General features: G+C 66.0%; 24 protein-coding genes. 10 read left to right on the plus strand and 14 right to left on the minus strand.

Going from position 1 to position 26,440, the window contains the following annotated elements; genetic code table 11:
* Positions 1-2: 2 nt before the first annotated feature.
* The 3 genes from DFK10_RS06190 to DFK10_RS06200 form a co-directional block, all read right to left on the minus strand.
* On the minus strand, positions 3-3,305 hold the full coding sequence (locus DFK10_RS06190; protein WP_109387712.1) for an error-prone DNA polymerase: 3,303 nt from the start codon (positions 3,303-3,305) through the stop codon (positions 3-5).
* A gap of 117 nt (positions 3,306-3,422) precedes the next feature.
* Entirely contained in the window at positions 3,423-5,147 is a 1,725-nt protein-coding gene (locus tag DFK10_RS06195; protein ID WP_328589348.1) for a Y-family DNA polymerase, read from the minus strand.
* 12 nt (positions 5,148-5,159) lie between these two features.
* Positions 5,160-5,849, minus strand: a complete 690-nt coding sequence (locus DFK10_RS06200; RefSeq protein ID WP_235866778.1) for an ImuA family protein — start codon at positions 5,847-5,849, stop codon at positions 5,160-5,162.
* 111 nt (positions 5,850-5,960) lie between these two features.
* On the opposite strand from DFK10_RS06200, the gene DFK10_RS06205 reads away from it, so the two are divergent.
* Both DFK10_RS06205 and DFK10_RS06210 read left to right on the plus strand, forming a co-directional pair.
* Positions 5,961-6,275, plus strand: a complete 315-nt coding sequence (locus DFK10_RS06205) for a hypothetical protein (RefSeq protein WP_146193233.1) — start codon at positions 5,961-5,963, stop codon at positions 6,273-6,275.
* On the plus strand, positions 6,272-7,243 hold the full coding sequence (locus tag DFK10_RS06210) for a hypothetical protein (RefSeq protein ID WP_109387716.1): 972 nt from the start codon (positions 6,272-6,274) through the stop codon (positions 7,241-7,243). Before DFK10_RS06205 ends, DFK10_RS06210 begins: the two co-directional genes overlap by 4 nt.
* Before the next feature lie 10 nt (positions 7,244-7,253).
* Here DFK10_RS06210 and DFK10_RS06215 read toward each other — a convergent pair whose 3' ends face one another.
* Positions 7,254-8,570 carry a cytochrome-c peroxidase gene (locus DFK10_RS06215; RefSeq protein WP_408005574.1) on the minus strand — a complete coding sequence of 439 codons (1,317 nt, stop codon included), beginning with the start codon at positions 8,568-8,570 and terminating at the stop codon, positions 7,254-7,256.
* Between DFK10_RS06215 and DFK10_RS06220 the strand changes: the two genes are divergently transcribed.
* Positions 8,547-9,059 (plus strand): tetratricopeptide repeat protein, encoded by a 513-nt coding sequence (locus DFK10_RS06220; protein WP_217810076.1) that lies wholly within the window; start codon positions 8,547-8,549, stop codon positions 9,057-9,059. The two genes, DFK10_RS06215 and DFK10_RS06220, sit on opposite strands and share 24 nt — an antisense overlap.
* A gap of 346 nt (positions 9,060-9,405) precedes the next feature.
* Here the strand turns inward: DFK10_RS06220 and DFK10_RS16600 are convergent, their stop codons facing one another.
* The gene (locus DFK10_RS16600) at positions 9,406-10,032 is read right to left on the minus strand and encodes a thermonuclease family protein (protein ID WP_235866779.1); all 627 of its coding nucleotides are present in this window, start codon (positions 10,030-10,032) and stop codon (positions 9,406-9,408) included.
* A 93-nt stretch (positions 10,033-10,125) separates the two neighbouring features.
* Positions 10,126-10,818, minus strand: a complete 693-nt coding sequence (locus DFK10_RS06230; RefSeq protein ID WP_109387720.1) for an endonuclease/exonuclease/phosphatase family protein — start codon at positions 10,816-10,818, stop codon at positions 10,126-10,128.
* Positions 10,819-10,859: 41 nt separating this feature from the next.
* Here DFK10_RS06230 and DFK10_RS06235 point away from each other — a divergent pair, with 41 nt between their 5' ends.
* Entirely contained in the window at positions 10,860-11,507 is a 648-nt protein-coding gene (locus DFK10_RS06235; protein WP_109387722.1) for a hypothetical protein, read from the plus strand.
* Between the two features lie 126 nt (positions 11,508-11,633).
* Here the strand turns inward: DFK10_RS06235 and DFK10_RS06240 are convergent, their stop codons facing one another.
* From DFK10_RS06240 to DFK10_RS06265, 6 genes are all read right to left on the minus strand, one after another.
* A complete protein-coding gene (locus DFK10_RS06240; protein WP_109387724.1) occupies positions 11,634-12,692 on the minus strand; it encodes a TRAP transporter substrate-binding protein in 1,059 nt (352 codons plus the stop codon).
* Positions 12,693-12,721: 29 nt separating this feature from the next.
* Positions 12,722-14,293 carry a TRAP transporter large permease gene (locus tag DFK10_RS06245; protein WP_109387726.1) on the minus strand — a complete coding sequence of 524 codons (1,572 nt, stop codon included), beginning with the start codon at positions 14,291-14,293 and terminating at the stop codon, positions 12,722-12,724.
* Entirely contained in the window at positions 14,293-14,889 is a 597-nt protein-coding gene (locus DFK10_RS06250; protein ID WP_109387728.1) for a TRAP transporter small permease, read from the minus strand. Before DFK10_RS06250 ends, DFK10_RS06245 begins: the two co-directional genes overlap by 1 nt.
* 124 nt (positions 14,890-15,013) lie before the next feature.
* The gene (locus DFK10_RS06255) at positions 15,014-15,499 is read right to left on the minus strand and encodes a flavin reductase family protein (protein WP_109387730.1); all 486 of its coding nucleotides are present in this window, start codon (positions 15,497-15,499) and stop codon (positions 15,014-15,016) included.
* 25 nt (positions 15,500-15,524) lie between these two features.
* Positions 15,525-16,409 carry an aldo/keto reductase gene (locus DFK10_RS06260; RefSeq protein WP_109387732.1) on the minus strand — a complete coding sequence of 295 codons (885 nt, stop codon included), beginning with the start codon at positions 16,407-16,409 and terminating at the stop codon, positions 15,525-15,527.
* A 2-nt stretch (positions 16,410-16,411) separates the two neighbouring features.
* A complete protein-coding gene (locus DFK10_RS06265) occupies positions 16,412-17,566 on the minus strand; it encodes an LLM class flavin-dependent oxidoreductase (protein ID WP_109387734.1) in 1,155 nt (384 codons plus the stop codon).
* A 127-nt stretch (positions 17,567-17,693) separates the two neighbouring features.
* On the opposite strand from DFK10_RS06265, the gene DFK10_RS06270 reads away from it, so the two are divergent.
* Together DFK10_RS06270 and DFK10_RS06275 are read left to right on the plus strand one after the other, a co-directional pair.
* Positions 17,694-18,431, plus strand: a complete 738-nt coding sequence (locus DFK10_RS06270; protein ID WP_109387736.1) for a GntR family transcriptional regulator — start codon at positions 17,694-17,696, stop codon at positions 18,429-18,431.
* Entirely contained in the window at positions 18,428-19,510 is a 1,083-nt protein-coding gene (locus DFK10_RS06275) for a Gfo/Idh/MocA family protein (RefSeq protein ID WP_109387738.1), read from the plus strand. Before DFK10_RS06270 ends, DFK10_RS06275 begins: the two co-directional genes overlap by 4 nt.
* Positions 19,511-19,514: 4 nt before the next feature.
* Here the strand turns inward: DFK10_RS06275 and DFK10_RS06280 are convergent, their stop codons facing one another.
* Positions 19,515-20,720 (minus strand): AGE family epimerase/isomerase, encoded by a 1,206-nt coding sequence (locus DFK10_RS06280; RefSeq protein ID WP_109387740.1) that lies wholly within the window; start codon positions 20,718-20,720, stop codon positions 19,515-19,517.
* A gap of 131 nt (positions 20,721-20,851) precedes the next feature.
* On the opposite strand from DFK10_RS06280, the gene DFK10_RS06285 reads away from it, so the two are divergent.
* The 4 genes from DFK10_RS06285 to modC all read left to right on the plus strand — a co-directional run bounded on the left by DFK10_RS06285 (position 20,852) and on the right by modC (position 23,839).
* Positions 20,852-21,220, plus strand: coding sequence for a winged helix-turn-helix domain-containing protein (locus DFK10_RS06285; RefSeq protein ID WP_109387742.1), 369 nt, complete (start codon positions 20,852-20,854; stop codon positions 21,218-21,220).
* 67 nt (positions 21,221-21,287) lie between these two features.
* The gene (gene modA, locus DFK10_RS06290; protein WP_109387744.1) at positions 21,288-22,061 is read left to right on the plus strand and encodes a molybdate ABC transporter substrate-binding protein; all 774 of its coding nucleotides are present in this window, start codon (positions 21,288-21,290) and stop codon (positions 22,059-22,061) included.
* Positions 22,054-22,758, plus strand: coding sequence for a molybdate ABC transporter permease subunit (gene modB / locus DFK10_RS06295; RefSeq protein WP_109387746.1), 705 nt, complete (start codon positions 22,054-22,056; stop codon positions 22,756-22,758). Before modA ends, modB begins: the two co-directional genes overlap by 8 nt.
* Positions 22,751-23,839 carry a molybdenum ABC transporter ATP-binding protein gene (gene modC, locus DFK10_RS06300; RefSeq protein WP_109387748.1) on the plus strand — a complete coding sequence of 363 codons (1,089 nt, stop codon included), beginning with the start codon at positions 22,751-22,753 and terminating at the stop codon, positions 23,837-23,839. Before modB ends, modC begins: the two co-directional genes overlap by 8 nt.
* A gap of 84 nt (positions 23,840-23,923) precedes the next feature.
* On the opposite strand, the gene DFK10_RS06305 is transcribed toward modC, so the two are convergent.
* Positions 23,924-26,437: a TRAP transporter permease gene (locus DFK10_RS06305; protein ID WP_109388038.1), complete on the minus strand. Its 2,514-nt coding sequence runs from the start codon at positions 26,435-26,437 to the stop codon at positions 23,924-23,926.
* Positions 26,438-26,440: the final 3 nt, after the last annotated feature.

Consider the following 26,440-nt stretch of genomic DNA (forward strand, 5'->3'; position numbering starts at 1 on the left):
CCCTAGTGAAAGTCGCGGCTTTTGGGAATGATCTGCGCGTTGCGCGGGTGGCGAGAGTTGGGCGTGGGCAGGGGGCGCGTGACCTCGTCGGCATGGGACAGCGGCGGCGTCAGCCCGTCGGGCGCCAGCCGTTGCAGCGCATCCGAGCGGTCCTCCAGGTGCCGGGCAACGACATGGATGATGTCCAGATCGCGCTGGATATGGCCATGCACCACCAGCAGCCGCGCCTGCATGACGACCTTGCGGTATTGTTCCATGACCTTGGGCCAGACCACCAGGTTGGCCACGCCGGTTTCGTCCTCCAGCGTGATGAAACAGACCCCTTTGGCCGATCCGGGCCGCTGCCGTATCAGGACCAGCCCGGCCAGCCGGATGTTCTGCCCGTTGCGGCTGTCGGCCAGGGCGGCGCAGGCGGCATGACCCTGCCGCGTCAGCGACGGGCGCAGGAAGGACATGGGATGCGCCTTCAGGGACAGGCGCAAGGTCTGGTAATCCGCCACGACCTGTTCGGTCACGGGCATGTCGGGCAGGGGCACCGGCGGCTCGGTGCCCTCGTCCTCGGTGCCAGTAAAGAGCGGCAGGTCGGGCGCGTCTTTCAGCGCCTTGGCCTCCCACAGGGCCTGCCGGCGGTCCATGAACATCGACCGCAGTGCATCCGCCTCGGCCAGCTTGCGGATATCGGCGGGCCGCAGCCCGGCGCGGGCCTGCAACGCCTTGAGGTCCGGATACGGCGCATCGCGCGCCGCCAGCAACCGCGCCGCCGCCGCCTCGCGCAGCCCGCTGATCTGGCGCAGGCCGAGGCGCAGCGTCAGCCTGTCAGCTTCGGGCTCCAACGTATTGTCCCACAGCGAAAAATTCACATCCGGTGGGCGCACCGTCACGCCGTGGTCGCGCGCATCGCGCACGATTTGTGCCGGGGCATAGAACCCCATCGGCTGGGAATTGAGCAGCGCCGCGGCAAAGGCTGCCGGGTAATGGCATTTCAGCCAGCTTGAGACATAGACCAGCAGGGCGAAGCTGGCGGCATGGCTTTCGGGAAACCCGTATTCGCCGAACCCCTTGATCTGGTCGAAACAGCGCCGTGCGAACGCCTCCTCGTAGCCGCGTGCGACCATGCGGCCGACCATCTTGTCCTCCAGCCTGCCGATTGTCCCCTTGGACCGGAAGGTCGCCATGGCCTTGCGCAGCTCATTGGCTTCGGCGGGGGAAAACTCCGCCGCCTCGATGGCGATCTTCATCGCCTGTTCCTGGAAAATCGGCACGCCAAGGGTGCGGCCCAGAATGTTTTTCAGCTCGGCCGGATCGTGCGGCGCGCCGGGGGCGGGATAGCTGACCTCTTCCTCGCCGTTGCGGCGTCGCAGGTAGGGATGCACCATATCGCCCTGGATGGGGCCGGGGCGGACGATGGCCACCTCGATCACCAGGTCGTAGAATTCCCGTGGGCGCAGGCGTGGCAACATGTTCATCTGCGCCCGGCTTTCCACCTGGAAGACGCCCACGCTGTCGCCCCGGCACAGCATGTCATAGACGCGCGGATCCTCTTTCGGGACCGTGGCAAGAGTGAAGTTCTGACCGTAATGCGCTGAAATAAGGTCGAAACATTTGCGGATGCAGGTCAGCATTCCCAGCGCCAGGATATCCACCTTGAGGATGCCGAGCGCGTCGATATCGTCCTTGTCCCATTCGATGAAGGACCGGTCCGCCATGGCGCCGTTGCCGATCGGCACGGTTTCCACCAGCGGCCCGTCGGTCAGGATGAAGCCGCCCACATGCTGGGACAGGTGGCGCGGCATGCCGATGAGCTGTTGCGCCAGCAGGATCGTGCGCCGGATCGTCGGGTCGGCGGGGTCCAGCCCGGCCTCGGCCACGTGCTCGGGGCCCACATCCTTGCCCCAGCTGCCCCAGATGGTCTTGGCCAGCGCGCCGGTCACGTCTTCGCTCAGGCCCATGACCTTGCCCACCTCGCGGATGGCCGAGCGGGGGCGGTAATGGATCACCGTGGCACACAGCCCGGCGCGGTCGCGGCCATACTTGTCATAGATATGCTGGATCACCTCTTCGCGGCGCTCATGTTCGAAATCCACGTCGATATCGGGCGGTTCCTTGCGTTCCTCGGAAATGAACCGTTCGAACAGCAACTGGTGCTGCGCCGGGTCCACCGCCGTGATGCCCAGAACATAGCAGACCGCCGAGTTCGCGGCCGACCCCCGGCCCTGGCAAAGGATAGGGTTTTCAACGCCTTCCCGGGCGAACTTGATAATTTCGTGGATGGTCAGGAAATAGCGCGCGATGTCCAGCTTGCCGATCATCGCAAGCTCCTTTTCCAGAACCGCGCGGGTCTCCGGCGTGACCCCGCCCGGATAGCGCCGCGCCGCGCCCTCCCATGTCAGCTTCTCAAGATAAGCCTGGGGGCTCATATCGGCGGGGATCACCTCACGCGGGTATTCATAGGCCAGCTGTTCGAGGTCGAAGGAAATCGCATCGGCCACGGCGCGGGTGGCAGCGATGGCGTGCGGCCATTCGCGGAACAGGCGCATCATCTCGGCGGGCGATTTCAGGTGGCGTTCGGCATTGGGATGCAGAAGCGAGCCGGCCCGGGCCAGCGTGGTCTTTTCGCGGATGCAGGTCATCACGTCCTGCAGAGGGCGGCGGTCGGGGGCGTGGTAATGCACGTCATTGGTGGCCAGCAGGCGCAATCCGGTCTGCCCCGCGATCCGGTCCAGCCGGTTGATCCGCGCCCGGTCATCGCCCTGATAGAGGTAAGACGCGGCCAGGTAGCCCAGCCCCGGCAGGTGCCGTTTCAACCGGGGCAAGGCACTGGCGAAGGCGTCCAGATCCTCGGGCGGCAGGGCGATCAGGATCACGCCTTGCGCATGATCGGCAAGGTCGGCCAGGGTGATGTCGCAGACCCCCTTGGCCTGCCAGGCGCCGCCCGGATCGTGCCGCTTGCCCTTGGACAGCAGCCGCGACAGGCGGCCATAGGCGGCGCGGTCAATCGGATAGGCCAGGAGCTCCTCGCCGCTGACCAGCCCCAGCCGTGCCCCGATCAACGGGCGCAGCCGCGCCTTCTTGGCCTCCGCATGCAGCCGCACCACCCCGGCCAGCGTGTTCAGATCGGCCACCCCGATCGCATGATGGCCCTGGGCCCAGGCTTCTTGCGCAAGATCCACCGCATCCGAGGCCCCGCGCAGGAAGGAAAAGCAACTCGTCACCCCCAACTCGACAAAGGGCGCGGGCGGGTTCGGGGTGAAGCCCCCGTCCTCGGGCAGGGTCCGGCGGGGATGCTGATGATCGGTCTCAGGCATCGCCGCCGCTGCCCTCTTCATCTTGGCCTGTAAACTCCACGGGGGTCCGGGGGTGTGAAACCCCCGGCCGGTCGGATGGGCGCAGCCCATTCGAAACCGGACGGCACACCCGGCCGGTCACGCAAACACCCCGTGCAGGAACCAGCGCGGCGGCCCACCCCGGCCGTCCCCCGCCAGCCCCTCGCGGTACAGCCAGTAGCGCCGCCCGTGCTGGGTCTCGATCCGGTAATAGTCGCGCAGCCGGGCCGAGGGCCGGTCGGCCCACCATTCCGGGGCGATCCGTTCCGGCCCGGCAAAGCGCGTCACCTTGTGGGCCAGCCGGCGCCAGGTGAATTGCACCGGCGGGCCCTCGGGCACGGCGTAAAGCACGCGGATCTCCTCGGGCGGGTCCAGCAGGCGCAGGGGGCGCGGGCGGCGCGGCGGGGCCAGTGTTCCGGCGGCGGGCACCATGGCCGATTGCCAGCGCTCGCGCCGCTCGGGGATATGGCTGTCCTTCAGGGCGGGGCGGGTGATGCGATCGGCGCCGAAGCGTGCCGAGAGCCGGTCGATCAGGCGGGCCAGTTCCGTTTCGCCATCTACATGGCCGTCGATGCGGGTCTGGACCATGTCCAGCGCCTCGACCACGCTGGCCTCCAGCGTGATCAGGTCGAAGCCGAACCCGGGGTCGAGCCGCTCCAGCCGCCCCTCGAAGAGCCCCAGCAGGTGCGCTGCATCGCGACTGGCCCGCGCGGTGGCCACGGACAAGGCCGCGACCTCGCCATCGGTGCGGTAAAGCGTCAGGGTCACGCGGCGCGCGCCCATGCCTTCGGCGGCCAGCCCGGCGCAAAGCTCCTGCGCCAGGGCGGGCAGGTGCGGGTCCGGGTCGATCACCGGTTCGGGCAGGCGCGATTGCACGGCGAAGCGCGGCGGGTCATCGGGGCTTTGCACCGGTTCGGCCAGCCGCCCCATCATCTGGTCCAGCCGCATCAGCGGGTTCTGCCCCAGCGGGGCCCGGGCAAAGCGCCGCGCCAGCGCCCGGCGTGGCACCGCGGCCAGATCGCCCACGGTTTTCAGCCCCAGCCGCTGCAGCAAAAGCACCGTGTCGGGGGCCAGCCTGAGCGCGGCGACGGGAAGCGGGGCCATGCGCTGCGCAAGCTCCGGCCCGTGACAGGTCTCGCGCAGCCCGCCATGGCGCGACAACGCCCAGGCCGCGCCATGGGTCGGGGCGATGGCCAGGTCGCAGGACAGCCCCATGAGCGCGAACTTCTCCTCGATATCGCGCAGCATCGCCGCCTCGCCGCCCCAGAGGTGATCCGAGCCGGTGCTGTCCATGACCAGCCCGGTCTCGCCGTCCAGCGCCGTCCAGGGGCACCAGCGGCGGCACCAGAGCATGAGCCGGGCCAGCATGGCCCGGTCGCCGGCGATATCGGCGAATTCCACCTGCAGGTCGGGGCAGAGCGCGCGCATGTCCACGACCCGCTCGCCCAGGCGCATCCCCGCCAGCCGTGCGGCGCGGTTGGTGGCATGCAGGATGGGGCCATGCGGCCCATCCACGGCCAGGGCCAGTGGCAGGTCATCGGGCACCGGGTTCCCCATCCGGTCGCGGTGGCGCAGGTAGCGATCCATGGCCAGGGTCGGGAAATGCAGGGCGGTGATGCGCCGGGCCAGCGGATCGCGGGGCAGGCCGTCCGTGGGCAGGGCGACTGCGCCTGCGGCGACACCCGCCCGCCCACGGCCCTGTTGGCGCGCCCGGTCCATGTCCGTCCCGGCCCGCCAGGCGGGGGCGACGGGCTGCGCGCCGGTCTGGCGCGGATCGGAAAGGGCGGTCTGCAGGAGGACGGGCAGCTTGTCCTCGTGTCTCATGGGTGCCTCCGGTCAGTGCTCGGCGGCGCGGGGCAGGGCGGCATCGGCCTCGACCCGGTGGTCCAGGTGCAGCCCGCCTTGTGCCGTGGGGCGGGCGACCCAGTCGCCGGGGGCGCCCCAGCGGCTTCGGAACAGGGTCGCCTGCCAGAGCGGTGCGCCGGGGGCGCGGCTGTCATCGGGATCGGGCAGGGCGGCCAGCGAGGCCACGCGCCACCGCTTGCGCGCCGCCGACAGGTTGGGATTCGCCGCGCGCCGGATCAGCCAGGCCGCCACGCCATGAGCCTCGGCCCGCAGCGCCAGCCGCTTGGTGGCGGTGAAATCCAGCTGTGGCGGGTCGCCCCAGATCTCGCCCACCACGGCGCCGAGAACGCCACAGCCCAAGCCCTGTTCCATGGCCCAGAGCACATCGAGGGGGCGGTTCACATCCACCGCGATCACCTCCAGCGGGCGCGGCAGGCCGGCGATGCAGAGCCGCCCCGATTCCTGCCGGGACAGCCGGTCGCTGATCCACAGGACCGGGCCACAGGCGGGGTCGATCTGGGCCAGCAGGAAGCCCAGCGGACCGCCATCGCTGGCGTTTTCTGCGAAAATCTCGGTCAGGGTAGGGCTGTCGGCCGCGCCGACCGTGTCGGTGGCGCGGTCGGACAGCAATTGTGCGGCGGTTTTCGGGGCGGGCGGGGCGCAGCGCACGGGGGTCTCCATTGGTAAATGTTCTTCTTTTGTTCTAGTGCGTTCCCCAGGCGACGTCAAATCCCGCATGGGGCAGTCACCGCTGGCCTTGCCCTGCGGATCATGGAACGGCCGGGGCTTTGGATGGAGGACGCCCAGCTTGCCGCGCACGACCCCGACGCGCCGCTGACGCGGCGCGTCCTGTTCGGTATCCGGATCATGATGCTGCTGTTCGCGGTCCGGGCGCTGATCGTGCTGACAGGGGCGGATCACATTTCCCATCTTTTCAATCGCTTCGATGCGGCCCATATCCTTTTGGCAGGGCCGCATCCCATGAGGTTGGTGGCACTGTCGATGCCGGTCATCGCGGTCGCCCCGCGTGTTGAACTGGAATTGCGGGTGGTGCAGCGTATGGCCCGGTTGCTGGCCAAGGCGGCCGAAAAGGGGGGAGAGACATGATTGCGATGGACCGTCTTGAAGCCTGCGTCGTGCGGGCCGGGCTGGCCCCGAGCACACACAATACCCAGCCGGCCCGATGGGCGCTGGATACGGACGGTGCGACGCTGTTCTGCGATACTGAATGCGGCCTGCCCGTGGGTGACCCCGAGGGACGGGATGCCGCGCTCAGCTGCGGCGCGGCGCTGGAAGCGATGGTGCTGGCGCTGTCGGCCGAAGGGGTCGGCGCAGATGTGGAACTGGCCGACGACCCCCGCTTCGCGCCGGGAAACGGGCTGGAGACCGTGGCGCATCTGCGCTTCGTCGAGGGCGCCGAGCACGGACTTCATCGGCAGTTGGAGGATCGGTTCACCTGGCGCGGACGTTTCGATGCCGCCCCGATGGAGCTTTATGGCTGGTCCCGGCCCGATGCGCGGCTGGTGCTGGACGACAAGGGACGCAGATGGCTGGCCGAACGCAATGACTGGGCCAGTCTGCAGATCATGCGCGACCGGGCCTTCCGCCGGGAATTGCTGGACTGGATGCGTCTTTCGCCGGGCCATCCGCGCAACGGTGTGGACGGGATGAACCGCGCGGCGATGAACATGTCCGGGCCGGTGGCCCTAGGCACGCCGCTGGTTCTCGGCCCGCTCTGGCCGGTGCTGGACAAGGCCGGGCTGACCGCGGGCCTGACGAGCGAGGCCGCAGCGACGCTCTCGGCGCCGGTCATCGCGCTTTTTCACCGACCCCGCGCTGAAAGCCCGGTCGAGAGTGGCCGCGCCTACCTGCGCATGTGCCTGGAGGCGGCCTCGCTGGGCATGGCCGGGTGGCCCATGGCGGCGCTTTCCGATCATCCCGTGACAAATGGTGAAATCTGCACTCGGTTCGGTATCGCGCCGGACCGGCGGCTGGTTCAGGCGATCCGCTTCGGCAAACCCACCGGTGCCGCCCCGCCGCGCGCCCGCAAATCCCTGTCCGACCTTCTGGTCTAGCGACGGCCCGTCAATCGACCGGAAGGCCGCTGGGCACCCGGTTCGGGCGGCCCAGGGGGCGTTGATCGACGGTTTCACCCGTCAAAGCCTGCAGGAACGCCACGAGATCGGCGATTTCGGTCGCGCTCAGTGCTGCCGGATGGATGTCCAGACGGGCCTTTTGCCGCTGCATTTCGAACCTGTCCTGGCGGATCACGAAATCCCCGGCGGCCAGCCAGGGCACATCGGGCAGGCGCGCGTCTGCGGGGCGCCAGCGGGCGCGGCTGGCGAGCGGGTCGGCATGGTGGCGGATCATCGCCTCGAGCGTCGCAAAGGCGCCGTTATGGCCATAAGGCGCGGTCAGGGCGACGTTGCGCAGGGATGGCGTGCGGAACCGGTAGGCGTCTTCCAACAGATCGGTTTCGGCCATCCGCCCGACATCGCGCGACACCTGGTCGAAAAGCCGGGTGCGGCCCGGGCCAAAGGCGGGCAGGGACAGGGCGTGGAACCCCTGATCGGTGAACAGCGGCCCTGAATGGCAGGTCGCGCAGCGCGCCGAGCCGAAGAACAACTGCCGCCCGCGTTCGGCGGCCTCGGGCAGGGGGGTGCCCTCGGTCAGCCACGCATCATAGGGGCTGTCGATGCTGATCCACTCCGAGGCAACGAAGGCGCCGATTGCGTTGCCGATCTCGACGATGGTGACCTCGCTGGAATGGTCGATATGGTCGAAGGCATCGACGAACATCTCGCCATATTCGGGGATCGTGCGCACCCGCTTGGCCAGGATCGGCCAGCCCAGGTCGATGCGGTCGCGCACCGCGCCGATCACCTCGTTCTCGCCGACATTGCCAGCCATCTCGAATTCCGAGGTCATCGGCAGCAGGGCCTGCGCGGCGACGATATGGTCGAGACCCTCGGGGAACCATTCCTCGGCCGGGGTATCGAAGCCGTTGCCGAACTGGTCGGACACTTCCAGGCGCCCATCATGGAACAGAACGTCGATGGACCTGTGCCCTAGATTCCAGAGTGCGGGCGCATTGCGCGGGATACGCTTGGCGATCCGGTCGTCCCCGGTGCCGGGTGTGCGGTCGGGCCCCAGCCCCGTGCCGCCCTCGCCGATGCCAAGGCTCAGACCGTCGCCGCCCGCGTGGTCGTGATGGTGGCAGGTGCCGCAGGAAATATTGCGGTTGCCCGACAGGATCGGGTCATAGAACAGCAATTGGCCGATCCGGGCTTGCGCCGGGTCCGCGTCCACGAAATCATCAAGCGACAGCGGCGCGGCCCCGGCCGCCCCCGACATGGCGAGGACGATGGAAAGGACGAGATGAGACAGCTTTGGCAAGCCCATGGAAGACCCGTAGCACATGGCCTGATACTGGCGGTTTTCGCGGCGCTCTCAACCCCTGTTTTCGCGGCCGATCTCGAAGAGGCGCGCGACCTGATGGAGGCAAACGAGTTCGAGGCCGCCATGGCGCAGTTCCGGGTGCTGGCGCGGTCGGGCAATGCCGACGCGGAAGAGCTGATCGGCGTGATGTATGCGCTGGGCCTTGGGGTTGAGCGCGATGATGAACGCGCCTTCGAATGGTATCTGCGGGCCTCGCTCAAGGGCCATCCGGGGGCGCAATCGGGGCTGGGCTGGTATTACGAGGTGGGGCGCGGCATCCCCGAGCCGGACCTTGTGCGGGCGTATCTATGGTATGGGCTCTCTGCCATCGGCGGCGACCCGGACGCGCTGATCTCGATCGAGGAACTGACGCCGCGCATGACCGCCGAACAACGCGCCCGTGCCGAAGTCCTCATCGATGACTACAAGCCATGGATGTATCCGTTCCGGTAGGGGCCGGGGTCTGATCGCCGATTTGGGTGCAGCTTTGCGCCGTCGGCAATGTCCAAACCGCACGCGGCCTTGGCTGGCATTTCCGCCATCGAACGCGATTGCGGTTGAAAGCCCTCTCAGGCCCGCCGTTGCGTGGCTTCGCCATGGTTCAATCCATGTCCGATTTGAATGGAGCTGTAGAAGGGGTCAGTATCGCTTGTATGCCCAACGACCCTGCAAATTGGGTCCGACTGCGGGGCCTGCTCAATCCATAGGGCTCCGCTCCTGATCGGAAATGATGTTCGGGTCGGTCAAGCTCGGATGTGCCTGGGTCCATGCGACCATCGGTCGGTATTTGGCCGCATCTTCAATTGTTCCTGCCTTTACTCTTCCGTCGCGCGTCAAACATCTCCCAAACATGCATGCGGCCTTTTTGGCGCGCGTCGGCCAGCCAGAGCTTCTTGCGGATGCCTGCGACCTCTAGGTGGCTGTATTTGCCCCCTGAAAATCTGGGCCAATCGATAGCAAGCCCTTGCTTTACCAATTCTGCCGATAGGTCCCGACCATCTGGCAGGAAGCACTTTCCTACAGTGCGGCCATATTCGTCTTCATCGGTGATCTCGACGCGTATGCGGTGGCCTTTGCACAGATGCACCATGGCCCACTTGGCCTTCTTTCCGTAGGGATGATTCAGCTCGGGAGCGTCTATGCCAAAGAGCCGTACTTGGGTCTTCTGGACTGTAATTGTATCACCGTCCGTCACATAGGCTGGCCCCTCCAGCACACGCGGAAGCTTGACTGCATGAGCGGTCGCGGCATCAAACGCTTCGGCTCTTGTCGCGGTGCCGGACTTCGGCTTCCTGGTTCGCGCAGAAGGTGCGGCAATGACATGACCTGCCTTATAAGCAAGCGTCTTTCTGACAGGTTTCTTGTATGGGCCGGTCCTGTGCCGATAGCTTGGTCTAAACAGTGCTCTTAAGATAAATCGGAACATTTTCTGATTTTATGGTGCCGTTTCATTCCCGGCAAACGAATTGCAGGAGATTAACCAGGCTTGCCAACGCGCTAGCAAAGACCCACGCACATCTCACACCCGCGTCACCTCGGCCAGGATCGGCAGATGATCCGACGGATGCGGCCCCTTGGCCCGTGCCGGGATGTCGAGCGGGGTGACGCGCAGGTGCTCGGAATGGGCGATGCGGTCCAGCGCCGCGACCGGCAGGTTGGCAGGAAATGTGCGGCCCGGGGTCAGCACCGTGTAGTGCCGTGCCAGCCGCCCCAGGCCGGTCTTGCGGCTCCATTCGTTGAAATCGCCCAGGATCACCGTTGGCAGGGTCGGCAGACCCTCCAGCGCCTCGCGGATATGGTCGAGCTGCTGGCGGCGGTTGCGCCGCAAGAGGCCCAGGTGCACGCCCACCACGCGCAGGTCCGGCAGGTCCGCCGCGATCGCGCCGCGCGGCTCCAGCCCGGGCAGGGGGAAGCGATGGATATCCACCGGGTCCAGCCCCGGCCGGGCCAGCAGTGCGATGCCATGCCATCCCAGGCTTTCGGCGGTGTTGGCCACGGGCAGCGGGCGCAGCCCGGTATGGGCCTCGATCATGTCGCGGGGCAGGGCGGACGGGCGCAACCCCAGCCGGTGATCGGCCTCTTGCAGCGCGACGATATCGGCCTGCAGCGCCGAGATCGCCGACAGAACCCGCAAGGGATCGCGGCGCAGGTCGGTGCCGAGACCGGCGCGGATGTTGTAACTGGCCAGCCGGAGGGGTGCGGTTTGCGTCATTGATCTTATATAGGACAGGAAATGGCAGATTCGGAGACCCCATGACGCGCTTCAAAGGCCCGATCCTGGTCCTGGTGATCCAGGGGTTCCTGGTCGTCGAGATCGTCACCGGCCTCGTGACGGGCCAGTGGATGCCGGTTTTCGTGGCCGTTTCGACCCTTGGTCTGACCCTGTTGCCCGACCGATTTGCGCGGTTCTTCGGGATCACGCTGCCGGGGTCGATCCTGTCCGCCATCGTTATATTCATCTTCGCCACGCTGTTCCTGGGCGAGGTTGCGGATTTCTACGAAAGGTTCTGGTGGTGGGACCTTGTGCTGCATTTCTTCTCGGCGCTCAGCATCGCGGCCATGGCTTTCCTTGCGATCTTCATGCTGTTCGAAGGCGACCGCTATGCTGCGCCGCCCTGGGCCCTGGCCGTGCTTTCGGCTGCGGTCGCGCTGGCCATCGGCGCGCTATGGGAGATCTTCGAATATGGCATGGACCAGCTATTCGGCATGAACATGCAGAAATCCGGCCTGACCGACACGATGACCGACCTGATGATCGACACCTTGGGCGCGGCGCTGGGCGGGCTGTCGGGCTATCTCTTCCTGAAGGGGCGACAACTGGGCGGGCTTGGTGCGGCCATGACCGAATTCATGGAGCTGAACCGGCGTCTTTACCGGAAATTGCGGGACAAGAACGGATAAGCGTTAGGGCTGCCGCAAAACCCAGGCGCGACGGTAAGGATGCAGGTAGTCCTGCCAAACCGCTATTGGGCGCATGAAAAAGGGCCGCCCCAGGGGCGGCCCTTTCCCGGTCATTAACGGCGCGCCTTATTGCAGGTCGGCCTCGTAGGCGGCGCCCAGCTCGGCCTCGGCCTCGTCCACCGCGGCGATCATCGCATCGAGGATGCGGTCCCCGCCATCGACGTTTTCGCGGAACCAGTCCTGCACTGGGGCCGCGGCCTCGGCGAACATGGCCTTCTCCTCGGGGGTCGGCACGTAGATGTCACCGCCGCCCTCGACGAATTCGGCATAGGCCTGGATCGAGTTGCGCTTGGGCGCGGCGAAGGTGGCCTGTTGCAGGGCGTAGAAGCCATCCATCACGACGCGGCGGTTGGCCTCGTCCATAGACAGGAACTTCTCGTTGTTCATCCACCACAGGGCGCCCATGTAGGCGTGGCCGTCCAGCGTGATGTATTGCAGCCCGGCATCGGGAAATTTCATGCCCATGATGTCGGTGATCCCGTTCTTGGAGCCGTCGACAACCCCGGTCTGGAAGCTCGTGAACAGCTCCGGCCACGGGATCGGCGTGGGCGAGGCGCCAAGGGCGCGGACCAGTTCCTGCGGCAGGTCGGCGACCACGGTGCGGATCTTCAGGCCTTCCATGTCTTCCGGCGTCTGGATGCGGCGCTGGGTGTTGGCGAAGTTGCGCCAGCCGCCGGTGTTGCCGATGGTCATCAGGCGGATGGTGTCGCCCGAGTCCTCAAGCGCCATGTCGCGCATGGTGCGCACGAAATCGCCCTGAAGCACGTGTTCGGCAACGCGATCATTGGCCATCAGGTAAGGCAGGTCCAGAACCTGAACGTAGGGGAAGATGCCCGCGGCCCCGCCCGAGGTCGAGATGTAGATGTCGATGGAGCCTTCGGAGACGCCCTCTAGGCATTCCGCGCCGGTCGAACACAGCTGCGTGCCGATGAACAGTTCCACCTCGATGGCGCCGTTGGAGGCGGCCTCGACATAGTCCTTGAAGACGATCAGGCCGTCATAGTCCTCGTCATTCTCGTTTGAATTGGCCGTCGCCCGCAGGGTGATCGTGTCCTGCGCGGCGGCCGGAAGGGCCGCGACGGAGACCGCCGAGATCGTGGCGGCGGTAAGGAGATGTTTCAGCATTTGGTATTCCTCCCTGTTTGCTGGTCGTCTCAGTTTGCGATTTGTGGCTCAGGGCTTATGCAAGCCATGTAGCCGGCGTCCGGCGGACATCCGAGGAAATCCGCAAGATAGGGAACCGTCATCGAAATCTGCGGGAAATAGGTAATCAGGAAGATCACCGCGATTTCCACCGCAAGGAAAGGCAGGATCGCGCGGGCGATGGTTTCCACCTTTTCCCGACTGACCGTCGAGGCTACGAAGAGCACCAGCCCCATGGGCGGCGTGGCCAGTCCCACCGTCAGGTTGACGGACATGATGATGGCGAAATGGACCGGGTGCACCCCCAGTTCCACGAAGATCGGGCCGAGGATCGGGCCGAGGATGATGATCGCCGGCCCCGCATCAAGGAACATGCCCACGATGAACAGCAGGATGTTGATGAGGAACAGCAGGATCAACGGGTTCTCGCTCAGCCCCAGGATGATGTCGGTCAATATCTGCGGGGCATATGACAGCGACACGACAGTCTTGAACGCCACCGCCGCACCAACCAGCAGCAGCACCGCCGAGGTCGCCAGCGCCGAACGTTGCAGCACCGCGATCAGGTCGCGGATCGACATCGACCGCAGGACGAAAAAGCTGACGATCAGGGCATAGAAAACCGCGATGGCGCTGGCCTCGGTCGGGGTCATGACGCCGACGAGGATGCCGCCCAGGATGATGATCGGCGTTTGCAGCGGCGCCACGGCCTTCTTGCAGACGATGCGGAAATCGTGGCTGACCTTGCCGCGATAATACATCAGCAGACCATGGGCGATCAGCAGGGTCACCGCAAAGACGATCCACAGGTTGACGCTGTGCAGCTTGTCGCCGTTGTCGTCCAGTGTCGCCAGTCCGAGCCGCACCGACAGGCCGGAATAGACCGCCATCAGCAGACCGGCGATGTTGATGCGCAGCAGAACGAAACTGACCCAGTGCTCGGTCACGCTCATGGTCTGGTCGGAGCGCACGATGCGTTCGGCCTTGGGCAGGTCGTAGCGGTCGGCCAGCAGCCGCACCACGGCCATCAGCCCCAGCCCGACGAGGATACCGGGCACGATCCCGGCCAGGAACAGGGCCGCGACGCTTTCGCCCATCACATAGGCATAGATGATCATGATCCCAGAGGGCGGGATGATTGGCCCGATCACCGAACTGGCGGCGGTGACGGCGGCGGCGAACTTGCGGGTATAGCCATTCTTTTCCATCGCCGGAACAAGCGTGGACCCCAGCGCCGAGGTGTCGGCCACAGCCGATCCCGACAGGCCGGCGAACAGGATCGACGACAGGATGTTCACGTGGGCCAGCCCGCCGCGCAGGTGCCCCATGATCGCCTGCGAGAATTCCACGAGGCGGATGGTGATGCCGCCGCGGTTCATGATCTCGCCGGCCAGCATGAAGAAGGGCAGGGCCATCAGCGGGAAGCTGTCCATCCCGTTATAGAGGTTGCGGTAGAGCACCGAGAGCTGACGCGCCTGGTCGTCCACCACCAGCAGGCCGAACGGCGCGGCCAGAAGGGCGAAGACCACCGGCAGGCCGATCATGATCAGGATCAGGAAGAGCGGAAGAAACCAGATAAGCATCAGTCAGCCCCCGCCATTTTGTCATGGGACAGGTCGCTGAGCCTGTCCTCGCCCCCGAACAGGGTGATGATCCCGCGCAGGATCAGTTCGATATTGACCAGGATCAGCAGGTTCACCCCGACCCAGAGCGCGGCGTATTGATAACTGTTGGCGAATTTCTCGCCGCATTTGCCGATCTCGATTCCGAAGGGCCAGCGTAGCGAGGACGAGCAGCCGCGCCCGGACAGGCTGTCGACATGATTGTTGAGTCCCTTGTCCCAGGCGATCACCAGAACCCAGAGCGCGATGAACAGCAGCAAAAGGCCCAGGAGCGTCGCCATCGCCTTGGACAAGGCGCGTTCCAGCATGTCGATGGCCACGAAGCCGCCCTGACGATAGGCCAGTGGCGCCATCAGGCCCGTCATCCACAGCATGCCGAAGCGCGCGCCTTCCTCTGTCCAGTTGGGCGCATCGTTGAGAACGTATCGGAAAAAGACCTGCCCAAGGATAAGACAGACCATAATGGCCAGCGCGATCACCGCGATCACACGGCCCACGGCCAGAAGGCCGGTATTGAGCCGCTCCAGCGGCCAAAGGACCCTCAGCAAAACCGCCATGGCGGCTCCTCCTCCCTGTTCGCGGGGCCGGGATGGCCCCTTTTTCTTTCAGGCCGGACTTATTGAGTGTCCGGTCCTTGCTGGGCGCGCGCCTCCTCCTCGACGCGCGCGCCCGGGTCGGGCCTCAGCCCTTTATGCCGACGAACCGCCCCCCCTGGAAAAGAAGCGGCATGCCGTCGCGAAAGGCCGCGTGATTCACACGACCCACGATGATCACATGGTCGCCCGCATCATGGGCGGCGTCCAGCGTGCATTCGAAGCGGGCCAGACAGCCGCGGATATGCGGCACATCATGATCCCCGGTCACCCAGTCCAGCCCGTCAAACGCGTGCTTGTCGCGGGTGAAGCCATCGCAAACGTCGCGCTGGTGGCTGTCCAGCACGTGAATAGCGAAATGCGGCGCGTCCTTGAAATAGTCGAACCGCTTGGACGACTTGGCCGGCGACCAAAGCACCAATGGCGGGTCCAGCGACACGCTGGAAAAGCTGTTGGCGGTTATGCCCACGGGGCCATCCGCGCTGGGCACCGTCACGACCGTCACGCCGGTGGCAAAGCTGCCGAGCGCTGTGCGGTAGGCGCGCGGATCGTCCACGGGATCGAAACCGTTCATCTGATGTCCCCAGTTGCCATCCACGTCACGGCACCTCGTCCCCGAGCGCGGCCGTGTAGAGTTCGAACCAGCGTTCCCGTGTCATGTCAACTTTAAGAGCGTCCGAAAAACCCTTGATGCGGTTGATATTGTTGGTGCCCATAACCGGCATGATACGGGCCGGATGGGCCAGCAGCCAGGCCACGGCGACGGCGGCGCGGTCGACTCCATCGGCCTTGGCCACGGCATCCATGGCGCGGCCCAGATCATCATCGGCGGTCATCAGCGCCCCGCCGCCCAGCGGGGACCAGGCCATCGGTGGAATGCCACGTTCCTGCAGATAGGCCACGTCGCCATTGGTAAAGCCCTGATGCGCGCCAAGGCTCAATTCGATCTGGTTGGTGACCAGTTTGGTCTTCATCGCCGATTGCAGCAGCGTCCAGTCATGCAGCTTGAAATTCGACACGCCCACCGCGCGGACCTTGCCACTGGCCACGACCTCGTCCAGCGCCGCGCCGGTTTCGTTGTGATCCATCAGCGGATCGGGGCGATGGACCAGCAGCAGGTCGATCTTGTCGAGCCCCATCAGGCGCAGGGAGTGGTCGACCGAGGCGAGGATATGCGCGCGGCTGGTGTCGTAATACTTCACCTTCGCATCCGCGTAGCGGCCCATGGGCGCCACGATATCGCATTTGGTCACGACCTCGATCTGGTCCTTGATGGACTGGGTCAGGCCGGCGCCCATGATTTCCTCGGCCATGTAGCCGCCATAGATGTCGGCCTGGTCCATGGTGGTGATGCCCTGTTCCAGGCAGGCCTCGATCTTGGCCTGCACATGGGCCGGGCTGGTGTCTGTGTCGTCGCCCAGCCGCCACATGCCGTAGACGATGCGGCTGAGGGACAGGTCGGGTTGCAGCTCGATACGATCCATATTCAGCGTCGCTTTCCAGAAAGGGGGGTGTCCGGGGTTTCGGAGGGCACGCGCCCGTAGGCGTGCGGCAACGAACTAGTCTTGAGTTCCGGCATGACAAGGCGGCCGAAATGTTCACATTCGTCAATGTGAGGGTAGCCCGAGAAGATGAAGGCGCGAATGCCCATCTTCTTGTATTCTTCGATTTCGCTGAGCACTTGGTCGGCCGAACCGACGATGGCCGCGCCACAGCCGGAACGGGCGCGCCCGATCCCGGTCCACAGGTGGCGTTCTACATAGCCGAACTGGTCGGCCAGTTCGCGGGCGCGGGCCTGGTGGCTGACGCCCAGAGAATGCGCGTCGTGGCTGCGTTCGCGGATCAGGCGACCGTATTCGTCATCCAGCTTGGACACGAGGCTTTCGGCGTATTCGCGGGCCTCGGCCTCGGTGTCGCGCACAACCACATGCACGCGCAGGCCGTAATCCAGCGTGCGGCCATAGCGTTCGGCCACCGCGTTCACGTCCTTCATGCGCTGGGCGATCTGTTCTTTCGGTTCGGGCCACATCAGGTAGGTGTCGCAATGCTGGCCACACAGTTCCAGCGCCGCCGGCGAATAGCCCCCGAAATACAGAAGCGGGCCGCCGTTCTGCTGATAGGGCTTGGCCGGGTCCGTGGGCAGGCCCTTGAAGTTATAGATCTCGCCCTCGTAATTGATCTCGTCCTGGGTCCAGCACTGTTTGAGGATCTCGACCACCTCGCGCGACCGCTGGTAGCGGTAGTTGCTGTCGGCCTTCTCGCCCGGGAAGTCCGAAGAGATGATGTTCAGGGTCAGCTTGCCCTTGGCCATGTGGTCCAGCGTGGCGATGGTGCGCGCCAGCATGATCGGCTGCACTTCGCCGCAGCGGATCGCGGCCAGCATGTTCATCTTTTCCAGCTGCGGCAGCATTCCCGCGACGAAGGTCAGCGTATCCTGCCCCACCTGGTAGGAAGACGGGGCGAGGATATTGCGAAACCCCTGTTTCTCGGCCTCCAGCACGATGTTGCGGCAATGCTCCCAGGTGGGGGCCAGCGCGCTGTCCGGCACGCCCATATAGCGGTAGTCGTCACCGCAAAGCGCCGAGAACCAGCTGACTTCCGGAGCATCGAGATCGGGCGACGTGACGGGCACGACGGTCATACTTCATTCCTCCCTGTGCGCCCCGGATTCGGGGTCGTTTCCTCTTGCGTAGCACTCGAAGATTGATGCATCAATACTGTATCAATTTTTGCCCCCGCAGAATGGGGCATTCAGGGAGGAGACGGGAATGGCCCGTGGACGAGCGGGGGGACGCCCCTCGGCGGCGCTGCCCAAATACGTTCAGATCAGTGAAATGCTGATCCGCGACATCGCCGCGGGCCGCTTGCCCGACGGCACCCGCCTGCCGCCCGAACGGGACATGGCCGCAGAACTGGGAATCGCCGTGGGGACCCTGCGCAAGGCTTTGGACCAGCTGGCGAAAAAGGGATTGCTGGAGAGGGTGCAGGGGTCGGGAAACTATATCCGCGCCCGCGCGACGGTCTCGTCGGTCTATGCCATGTTGAGGCTGGAGCGGATCGGGGGCGGTGGACTGCCCACCGCAGAGCTGCTGTCGGTTGACCGGCTTGCAAAGCCTGTCGATGCGCCGGAATTCGGCTCCTCGGGAGAGGGCTGGCGGTTTCGGCGGCTGCGTTTTCTCGATGATCGTCCCGCCGCGCTGGAGGAAATCTGGCTGGACGCCGGCCTTGCGGCCAGGATCGAAGAAAACGAAGTGTCGGAATCGCTCTACCTGTTCTACCGGGAGCGTCTGGGTCTGGTGATCATGAACGCCACGGACCAGATCAGTATCGCGCCGGTGCCGGATTGGGGCGATTCTCGCTTTTCCATGCAGGCGGGCGAAATGGCAGGCTACGTGGAACGCATTGGCCGCGACCCGGACGGCCGCGCGGTCGAGTTTTCCCGGACATGGTTCGATCCGTCCGGGGTCATCTATATCAGCAGATTGGGCAAGGGATACCAGGCATGATCAACTATGGCATCATCGGCTGCGGCATGATGGGGCGCGAGCATATCGAGAACATCAAGCTTCTGCCGCAGGGGCGGGTGGCGGCAGTCTATGACCCGGTGCCGGACCTGGCAGAGAGCGCGGCCACGCTGGCCGGGGATGCGCAGGTCTGCGCGACGCTCGACGACCTCATCCAGCACCCGCAGGTGGATGCGTTCGTCATCGTCAGCCCCAACAACCTGCATGTGGAACAGTTGCACCGCATTCGAGACCTGCGCCCCTTGCCGGTGCTGTGTGAAAAGCCGCTCTTCACCGATCCGGGCGACGTGGCGTTTCTGGAGGAGCTCAAGGCCACCTACCCGGCGCCGATCTGGGTGGCGATGGAATACCGCTACATGCCCCCGATCGCGGCCCTTTTGCAGCAGGCCGAGCATGCGACCGGCGGAATTTCCATGCTGACGATCCGCGAACATCGTTTTCCGTTCCTGCCCAAGATCGGCAACTGGAACCGGTTCAATGCCAATACCGGCGGGACGCTGGTTGAAAAGTGCTGTCACTTCTTCGACCTGATGCGGCTGATCCTGCGCGATGAGCCGGTGCGCGTCATGGCCAGCGCGGGCCAGACCCTGAACCACAAGACCGAAAGCTATGATGGCCGCGTGCCCGATATCTGGGACAATGGCTACGTGATCCTTGATTTCGCGGGTGGGGCGCGGGCCATGCTGGAATTGTGCATGTTCGCCGAAGGCTCGCGCTACCAGGAAGAGATCAGCGCCGTTGGCCCAAAGGGCAAGATCGAGGCGCTGGTGCCGGGGCCGGGCCGGTTCTGGCCCAAGGCCCTGGGCGAGGCGCCGGTGCCGCAACTGATCATCAGCCCCCGTGCGCCGAAGGGGCCGGTGGTCAGCGAGGTGCCTGTGGACCCGGAATTGCTGGCCGCCGGTGACCATAACGGGTCGACCTTCTACCAGCATCAACGCTTCAACGCGGTGCTGCGTGGCGAGGGCAGCCCCGAGGTGACGCTGGAGGATGGTATGGCCGCCGTGCGCATCGGATTGGCGGCGCAGGAAAGTGCCCTGACCGGGCAGGCGGTGGCGTTGTAGATGCCTAGACGCGCAGCTCTTTGAGCGTGGTGTAGTAGCCCGACAGGCCCGAGGTCAGCGGCAGCAAATCCGCCTGCAGGGCGTGGTAGATATCGGGTTTGCCGATGAACTGGCGTTCGGTCGGCAGGCCCGGCTCGTCGATCTCGGGGAACCAGCCGCCGCGTGCCGTATCCACGAAGTGCGCCTGTGCGAAACGCCAGAGCCGGTCGAACCAGACGGCGTCTTCCTTGGTGGCGTCCAGCTTCATAAGGGCGGCAAGGGTGCCGATGGCCTCGGTCACGGGCCACCAATAGCGGTCGGTGATGTGCGGGGTGCCGTCGAAATCCAGCGTGTAGACCAGCCCGCCGCGCGCCTCGTCCCAGGCGTCCTGCAAGGCGCGGTAGGCAAGCGCGCGGGCGCGGGCCGGGGCGGTGTCATCCCCGCGTCCGGTCATGTCCCAGTATTGCAGCAAGAGCCGCGCCATCTCGAAGGAATGGCCTGGCGTGGTGCCCGGCGGACGGAACATCGGGTCTTCGCTATAGGCGCGGTCAATGGACCAGTCGGCGCGGTAGTGTTCGGGCAGGCGGTTGCCCTCTTGGGGGGCGACCTCGCCCAGGAAGAAATCGAGAATCCGGCCCGCCATGTGCAGGTAGCGGTCCGCCCCCGTCGCTTCATGCGCGGCCAGCAAAGCCTCGACACCGTGCATATTGGCATTCATGCCGCGATAGGTCGAAAAGGGCGTCCAGTCGCGGTTGAATTCATCACAGAACCGCCCGTTGTCCGGTTCCCAGAACCGGTTCTCCAGCACCTCGGTCACGTCGTCGATCAGTGCTCGCGCGTCCGGGTGGCCAACGGCCAGCGCGCTGGACCCGGCCAGCAGCACGAAAACATGGCCGTAGGCCAGCTTGCGGCCATCGCTGACCGTGTCGCCCGTCATTCCCCAGACATAGCCGCCATGGGTTTTGTCGCGGTGGTGGCTGGCCAGGTAGCGCATGCCCGCATCGATCATCTCATCGCAATCGGCAAAGCCCGCCAGTTTGCCAAGGGCATAGGAATGCACCATGCGCGTGGTGGCGTGCAGTTCCTGCGGGCGGTCGGGCAGCGGGCTGCCATCATGGCCCAATTGAAAGAACCCGCCGGCCGGGTTCAGGCTGGCGCGGAAGAAATCCAGTTGCCGGGCGGCGTCCATCAGCGCCCAGGCGCGGTGATCGGGGTCTTCGGGTCGGATCATGGTGCATCCTTTCGGGTGTTCTCGGTTGTATCGGGCGTGGCGACGGGCTTGTCCAGCGGTGCGGACTTGTCGCGAACCGGATGGCTTGCGATACCGGGCGGGTCAACGTCACCAGGAGAGGGGCTGACCTCATGCCGACCGACCCACCGGGCCGCCTGCGCATTCGTATCGTCTTCGACGAGGACGAGATGATCGGGCCGGGCAAGGCCGACCTGCTCGACGGGATTGCCCGCACCGGGTCCATCGCGGGGGCCGGGCGCGAGATGGGCATGTCCTACAAGCGCGCCTGGGACCTGATCGGCACGCTGAACGCGATGTTTCGCGGGCCGCTCGTCGAAAGCACGCGGGGCGGCCCCGGCGGCGGCGGCGCGGTGCTGACCGATCTGGGGCGCGAGGTGCTGGGGCTCTACCGCGACTTCGAAGAGGCGGCGGCCAGGGGCGGTGCCGAGCAACTCATGGCGCTGCATAACCTGACCCGCGATGGCGCGGGCGACACATGAGGCTTGACCTGCGCGGCCTGTGCTTGCGATATGTTTCGCGAAACATATCACTCTGGAGCCACCCGTCATGACACGCGCAGTCCTATGCCGAGCCGCCACGATCGCGCTGTCGCTCGCGGGGCCGGCCTCGGCTGATGACATCACCGTCTTCGCGGCGTCGAGCCTGACCAATGCCATGACCGAGGTCGAGGCCGGGTTCGAAGCCGCGACAGGACATGACCTGACCGTCGCCTATGCCGGATCCTCTGCCCTGGCGCGGCAGATCCGGCAGGGCGCGCCGGCGGATGTCTTCATCTCGGCCAATACGGACTGGATGGATGCGCTGGCCTCGGACGGGCTGCTGGCGCCGGGCACGCGGGTCGATCTGTTGTCGAATGCGCTTGTGCTGATCGCTGCCGAACTGGAGGCCGACCCGGTCGAGATCGGCCCCGACATGGACCTGTCCGCCATGCTGGGCAACGGCCGCCTGGCCATGGCCCTTGTCGAGGCGGTCCCGGCGGGCATCTACGGCAAGGCGGCGCTGACTTCGCTGGGCCAATGGGACGCCGTGGCGCCGAAGGTCGCACAGGCCGGCAACGTCCGCGCCGCGCTGGCACTGGTGGCGCTGGGCGAGGCGCCCTATGGCATCGTCTATGCCACGGATGCCAAGGCAGAAAGCGCGGTTTCGGTCGTCGGCACCTTTCCGGCGGACAGCCATCCGCCGATCCTCTATCCCGTCGCGGCCCTGGCCCGTAGCGACACAGCGCTGACCGGCGCGTTCCTGGCCTACCTGCAAGGGGGCGAGGCCCGGGCGATCTTCGAGGTCGAGGGATTCACCATGCTGGCCCCAACCGATGACTGATTGGCTGACTGCGGCGGAATGGGAGGCGGTGCGCCTGTCGCTGCGCGTGGCGCTCTGGGCCACGGCGGTCAGCCTGCCATTCGGTATCTTCGTGGCCTACGCCCTTGCGCGCTGGCGCTTTCCAGGGCGCGAGGTGCTGAACATCGTGGTGCATCTGCCCCTGATCATGCCGCCGGTGGTCACGGGGTATCTGCTCTTGCTGACGTTTGGCACACAGGGGCCCGTCGGCGGGTTTCTGGACCGCGTTTTCGGCGTCACCTTCGCCTTTCGCTGGACCGGGGCGGCGCTGGCCTCGGGGGTCATGGCCTTTCCGTTCCTGGTGCGGGCGGTGCGCCTGTCGATCGAGGCGGTGGACCCCAAACTTGAGGAGGCGGCGGCGACGCTGGGGGCCACGCGGACGTGGATTTTCCTGACCGTGACATTGCCGCTGATCGTGCCGGGCATCCTTGCGGGCACCGTGCTGGCCTTTGCCAAGGGCATGGGGGAATTCGGGGCGACGATCACCTTCGTGTCCAACATTCCCGGCCAGACCCAGACCATCCCGCTGGCCATCGACCTGGCGCTGGAAACTCCCGGCGGTGGCGCCCGCGCCGCGCGGCTGGCCGTCTTGTCCGTCGCCTTGGCCGCGCTGGCCCTTGCGGTGTCGGAATGGGTGTCGCGCCGGGTCGCGGCGCGGATCGGGGGGCGCGATGCTTGAAGTAGCTCTGAAACAGGACCTGCCGGGCTTCACGCTCGACGTGGCATTCGAGGCGCCCGCGGGGCTGACCGTGCTGTTCGGGCGATCGGGTGCGGGCAAGACCAGCATCGTCAATGCCGTCGCGGGCCTCTCTCGTCCGCAGGCGGGGCGGATCGTGGCGGATGGCCGGGTGCTGCTGGACACAGGGGCGGGTATCTGGCTGCCGCCACATCGCCGGCGCGTCGGATACATCTTCCAGGAGGGGCGGCTGTTCCCGCACATGACCGTTCGCCGCAACCTGACCTATGGCGCGCGGTTCGCGCCCGCCCATACCCCGCGCGAGGACATGGCCCGCGTGGTCGAGATGCTGGGGATCGGCGCTCTGCTGGATCGCCGGCCCGGGGCGCTTTCGGGCGGGGAAAAGCAGCGGGTCGCCATTGGCCGCGCCCTGCTGGCCGCGCCGCAACTGATCCTGGCCGATGAACCGCTGGCCGCGCTGGACGAGGCGCGCAAGGCGGAGATCCTGCCCTATTTCGAGCGGCTGCGCGACGAGGTCAGCGTGCCGATCCTCTATGTCAGCCATGCCGCGACCGAAGTCGGGCGCCTGGCAACCAGCGTGGTGGCGCTGAAGGATGGCCGGGTTCTGCGACAGGGCCCGGCGGCCGAGGTGCTGGGCGATCCCGCGGTTCTGCCGGCCGGCGCGCGAGAGGCCGGGGCGATCCTTGTGGCGCATGTGGCCCGCCAGCATGCCGATGGATTGACCGAGCTCGAGGCTGGCGGCGTGCCGCTGTTCCTGCCGCGGCTCGACCTTGCGGAAGGGGCGCCGGTGCGGCTTCGCATCGCGGCCCACGACGTGATCCTGTCGCGCCACAAGCCGGATGGGCTTTCGGCGCTGAATATACTGCCGGGGATCGTGGCCGAGCTGCGCCCGGGCGCGGGGCCGGGCGTCATGGTGGCGCTGGATACGGCGGCAGGCCGGGTGCTGGCGCGGATCACGGAACGGTCGGCAACGGCGATGGGGCTGGCCCCGGGGGTGGCGCTTCATGCCATCGTCAAATCGGTCTCGGTCGCGCCCGGGGATGTCGGGGGCGGGCCCGCCTGACCGTCGGGCAGAGAGCGGCGGCGCAAACGGAAAAGGCCGCCCCGATCAAGGGACGGCCTTTCGATGTGCAGAAGGCGAGCGCCCTCAATCCGCGCCGCGCACGTCGAAACCGGTATCGGGCGAGGGATGCAGAAACCGCTGGACCAGGAACACCACGACGGCCGATCCGACGCCGATCATGTCGGTGAACCAGCCCCCTTCGATCATGAACAGGGCGGCCACCACGAGGCCCAACCGCAGGAACCAGGCGATGCGCGATCCCAGGAACCAGCCTTGCATGCCGCAGGACAACAGGAAGACGCCCACCGTGGCGGTCAGGCCGGCGCGGATCACCTCGAACCAGGTGCCGTCCATCAGGATGGCCGAGTTGTAGAAGAACATGAACGGCACCACGAAGGCGGCGATCCCGATCTTGAACGAGGTGACGGAGGTTGCCATCGGGTTCGCGCCCGACACCCCTGCCGCCGCGTAGGAGGCCAACGCAACCGGCGGCGTGATCGCAGAGACCACCGCGAAGTAGAAGACGAAGAAATGCGCGGTCAGCTGCGGAATGCCCAGTTCGACCAGGCCCGGCGCGACGACCGAGGCGGCCACCGCATAGGCGGCCGTCGTCGGCATCCCCATGCCCAGAAGAATGGCAATACACATCGCGAAGAACAGCGCCAGAAGCTGGCTTGCCGCCGCGATCTCCAGCAGCATCGAGGAGAAGCGCGCGCCGACACCGGTCAGGCTGATGACGCCCACGATGATCCCCGCGCAGGCACAGACCGCGATGATCTGGATCGACATGATCCCGGCCAGTTCGAACGCCTTGAGCACCGAGCCGAGATTCATCGCGCTGTGTTCCGCATCGCCCTTGGGGCCGGCATCGGAGTCCCTCCGCCGCAGCACAGCCAGCGCGCCGAGGCCCACGACCAGCAATACCCCAGCTACGGCCACGACCCATTGGTCAAGCACCTCGATAACGGCGAAGAAGCCATAGGCCAGCGCCACCATGGTGCCCACGATGGCGGCCTGCAAAAGCAGCGACCGGATCAGGGATTGTTCACCGGTGGCGCTGGGGAAGACCAGCCGCGTCAGCCGCATCTCGGCCGGGGCCAGCCAGCTGACCACTGCCGCCGCGACCGTCGCCAGCGTGCCTGCCCGGATCACCGAATAGCCCATGAAGAGCGCCACGATCAGGATGATGATCGGCAGGAACAGGAACACCCGGCGCACCATGGCGCGCAGCTTGGGCAATTCATCCTCGCGCATCCCGCGCATGCCCAGCTTGGCGGCCTCCAGGTCGACCATGAAATAGATCGACGCGAAGTAGAGCACCGCCGGGATGATCGCCGCGATCGCGATCTCGGTATAGGGAATGCCGGTGATCTCGGCCATGATGAAAGCGCCGGCGCCCATGATGGGCGGCATGATCTGCCCCCCGGTCGAGGCCGCGGCCTCGATCGCGCCGGCGGTGCGCTTGTGGTAGCCGACCTTCTTCATCAGCGGGATGGTCAGTGACCCGGTGGCCACCACGTTGCCGGCACTGGTGCCGTTGATCATGCCCATGAGGCCCGAGGCGAAGATCGCCACCTTGGCCGGGCCGCCCCGGGCGCGCCCGGCGGCGGCGAAGGCGAAGTTGACGAAATAGTCGCCCACCTTCGAGGCCTGCAGGAAGGCCGCGAAGATGATGAACAGGATGATATAGGTCGAAGAGACCGCCGTGGTCGGCCCCAGAATGCCCGCGTCGGAATAGACATGGCCGAAGAATCGTTGCCAGCTATAGGGGGTCTGCACCGCCAGGATCCCCGGCAGCAGGTGCGCGGTGAAGGTATAGAGCAGGAAGACACCGGTGATGATCACCAGTGCCAGGCCCGCGACGCGGCGCGTCAACTCCATGATCAGAGCAGTGCCTGCCGTCGCGGCGAAGGCCACGCCGATGGGCACGAAGGGGGTGCCGACCGAGTTGCGCGCGGCGGTGGAATAGATCGGCACGAGGTAGAGCGCGACCACGACCCCGCAGGCCGCCAGCACGATATCCGAAGTGGCGAAGCGATCGCGCGGGGCGTTCTCGAACCAGCCCAGCACGATGGCGCCCAGCGTGGCGACCAGTAGCGGGATGCCGAACCACATCAGTTCCTGGTCATACAGGTCGGACCCGGGGAAGGCGGCCCAGGTGGTCAGTCCTCCCATCTCGGGCAAGGTGCCGGAATTGACCAGCTGGATGAACCCGAGAACCGTGTAGGCCGACACTGCCAGCGGCACCATCAACACGAAGCCCGCCTTCGACAGAAGCGGCGTTGCGGGTCTGTCGGCGTCGCGGAACAGCCGGGCCGAGAAGAGAAGAAAGCCCAGCACGATCGCCCCGGCGATATGAACGATGCGGAAATTCCAGGTCTCCAGCGGGAATTGCGGCAGGAGGGGGACTTCGATCCCGGTCCAGTCGCTGATCGAGACGCCGTTCAGCGCGATCATGTGGAACGCGGCATAGACCGTCGACAGCGACGCGATCAGGATGAAGGCAGGGCCTGTAAACAGCCGTCGGTTGGCCTCGACGGTTTCCTCGTCCACGCCCTCGGCAAGAACGACATCATCGGTCTGGTTTTCGGTTGTCATTTG

Origin of the sequence: Salibaculum griseiflavum (genome assembly GCF_003129565.1) — a bacterium.
In the GTDB taxonomy this organism is placed as follows: domain Bacteria; phylum Pseudomonadota; class Alphaproteobacteria; order Rhodobacterales; family Rhodobacteraceae; genus Salibaculum; species Salibaculum griseiflavum.

What these genes read in the sequence shown, in the direction of transcription:
- DFK10_RS06270 (WP_109387736.1), top strand. Translation starts at nt 17,694, where the DNA reads ATGGCCCGTGGACGAGCGGGGGGACGCCCCTCGGCGGCGCTGCCCAAA.
- DFK10_RS06245 (WP_109387726.1), bottom strand. Translation starts at nt 14,293, where the DNA reads ATGCTTATCTGGTTTCTTCCGCTCTTCCTGATCCTGATCATGATCGGC.
- DFK10_RS06265 (WP_109387734.1), bottom strand. Translation starts at nt 17,566, where the DNA reads ATGACCGTCGTGCCCGTCACGTCGCCCGATCTCGATGCTCCGGAAGTC.
- DFK10_RS06280 (WP_109387740.1), bottom strand. Translation starts at nt 20,720, where the DNA reads ATGATCCGACCCGAAGACCCCGATCACCGCGCCTGGGCGCTGATGGAC.
- DFK10_RS06195 (WP_328589348.1), bottom strand. Translation starts at nt 5,147, where the DNA reads ATGAGACACGAGGACAAGCTGCCCGTCCTCCTGCAGACCGCCCTTTCC.
- modC (WP_109387748.1), top strand. Translation starts at nt 22,751, where the DNA reads ATGCTTGAAGTAGCTCTGAAACAGGACCTGCCGGGCTTCACGCTCGAC.
- DFK10_RS06210 (WP_109387716.1), top strand. Translation starts at nt 6,272, where the DNA reads ATGATTGCGATGGACCGTCTTGAAGCCTGCGTCGTGCGGGCCGGGCTG.
- DFK10_RS06235 (WP_109387722.1), top strand. Translation starts at nt 10,860, where the DNA reads ATGACGCGCTTCAAAGGCCCGATCCTGGTCCTGGTGATCCAGGGGTTC.
- DFK10_RS06285 (WP_109387742.1), top strand. Translation starts at nt 20,852, where the DNA reads ATGCCGACCGACCCACCGGGCCGCCTGCGCATTCGTATCGTCTTCGAC.
- DFK10_RS06240 (WP_109387724.1), bottom strand. Translation starts at nt 12,692, where the DNA reads ATGCTGAAACATCTCCTTACCGCCGCCACGATCTCGGCGGTCTCCGTC.
- DFK10_RS06260 (WP_109387732.1), bottom strand. Translation starts at nt 16,409, where the DNA reads ATGGATCGTATCGAGCTGCAACCCGACCTGTCCCTCAGCCGCATCGTC.
- DFK10_RS06275 (WP_109387738.1), top strand. Translation starts at nt 18,428, where the DNA reads ATGATCAACTATGGCATCATCGGCTGCGGCATGATGGGGCGCGAGCAT.
- modB (WP_109387746.1), top strand. Translation starts at nt 22,054, where the DNA reads ATGACTGATTGGCTGACTGCGGCGGAATGGGAGGCGGTGCGCCTGTCG.
- DFK10_RS06190 (WP_109387712.1), bottom strand. Translation starts at nt 3,305, where the DNA reads ATGCCTGAGACCGATCATCAGCATCCCCGCCGGACCCTGCCCGAGGAC.
- modA (WP_109387744.1), top strand. Translation starts at nt 21,288, where the DNA reads ATGACACGCGCAGTCCTATGCCGAGCCGCCACGATCGCGCTGTCGCTC.
- DFK10_RS06305 (WP_109388038.1), bottom strand. Translation starts at nt 26,437, where the DNA reads ATGACAACCGAAAACCAGACCGATGATGTCGTTCTTGCCGAGGGCGTG.
- DFK10_RS06250 (WP_109387728.1), bottom strand. Translation starts at nt 14,889, where the DNA reads ATGGCGGTTTTGCTGAGGGTCCTTTGGCCGCTGGAGCGGCTCAATACC.
- DFK10_RS06215 (WP_408005574.1), bottom strand. Translation starts at nt 8,570, where the DNA reads ATGGGCTTGCCAAAGCTGTCTCATCTCGTCCTTTCCATCGTCCTCGCC.
- DFK10_RS16600 (WP_235866779.1), bottom strand. Translation starts at nt 10,032, where the DNA reads ATGTTCCGATTTATCTTAAGAGCACTGTTTAGACCAAGCTATCGGCAC.
- DFK10_RS06255 (WP_109387730.1), bottom strand. Translation starts at nt 15,499, where the DNA reads ATGAACGGTTTCGATCCCGTGGACGATCCGCGCGCCTACCGCACAGCG.
- DFK10_RS06220 (WP_217810076.1), top strand. Translation starts at nt 8,547, where the DNA reads ATGAGACAGCTTTGGCAAGCCCATGGAAGACCCGTAGCACATGGCCTG.
- DFK10_RS06200 (WP_235866778.1), bottom strand. Translation starts at nt 5,849, where the DNA reads ATGGAGACCCCCGTGCGCTGCGCCCCGCCCGCCCCGAAAACCGCCGCA.
- DFK10_RS06205 (WP_146193233.1), top strand. Translation starts at nt 5,961, where the DNA reads ATGGAGGACGCCCAGCTTGCCGCGCACGACCCCGACGCGCCGCTGACG.
- DFK10_RS06230 (WP_109387720.1), bottom strand. Translation starts at nt 10,818, where the DNA reads ATGACGCAAACCGCACCCCTCCGGCTGGCCAGTTACAACATCCGCGCC.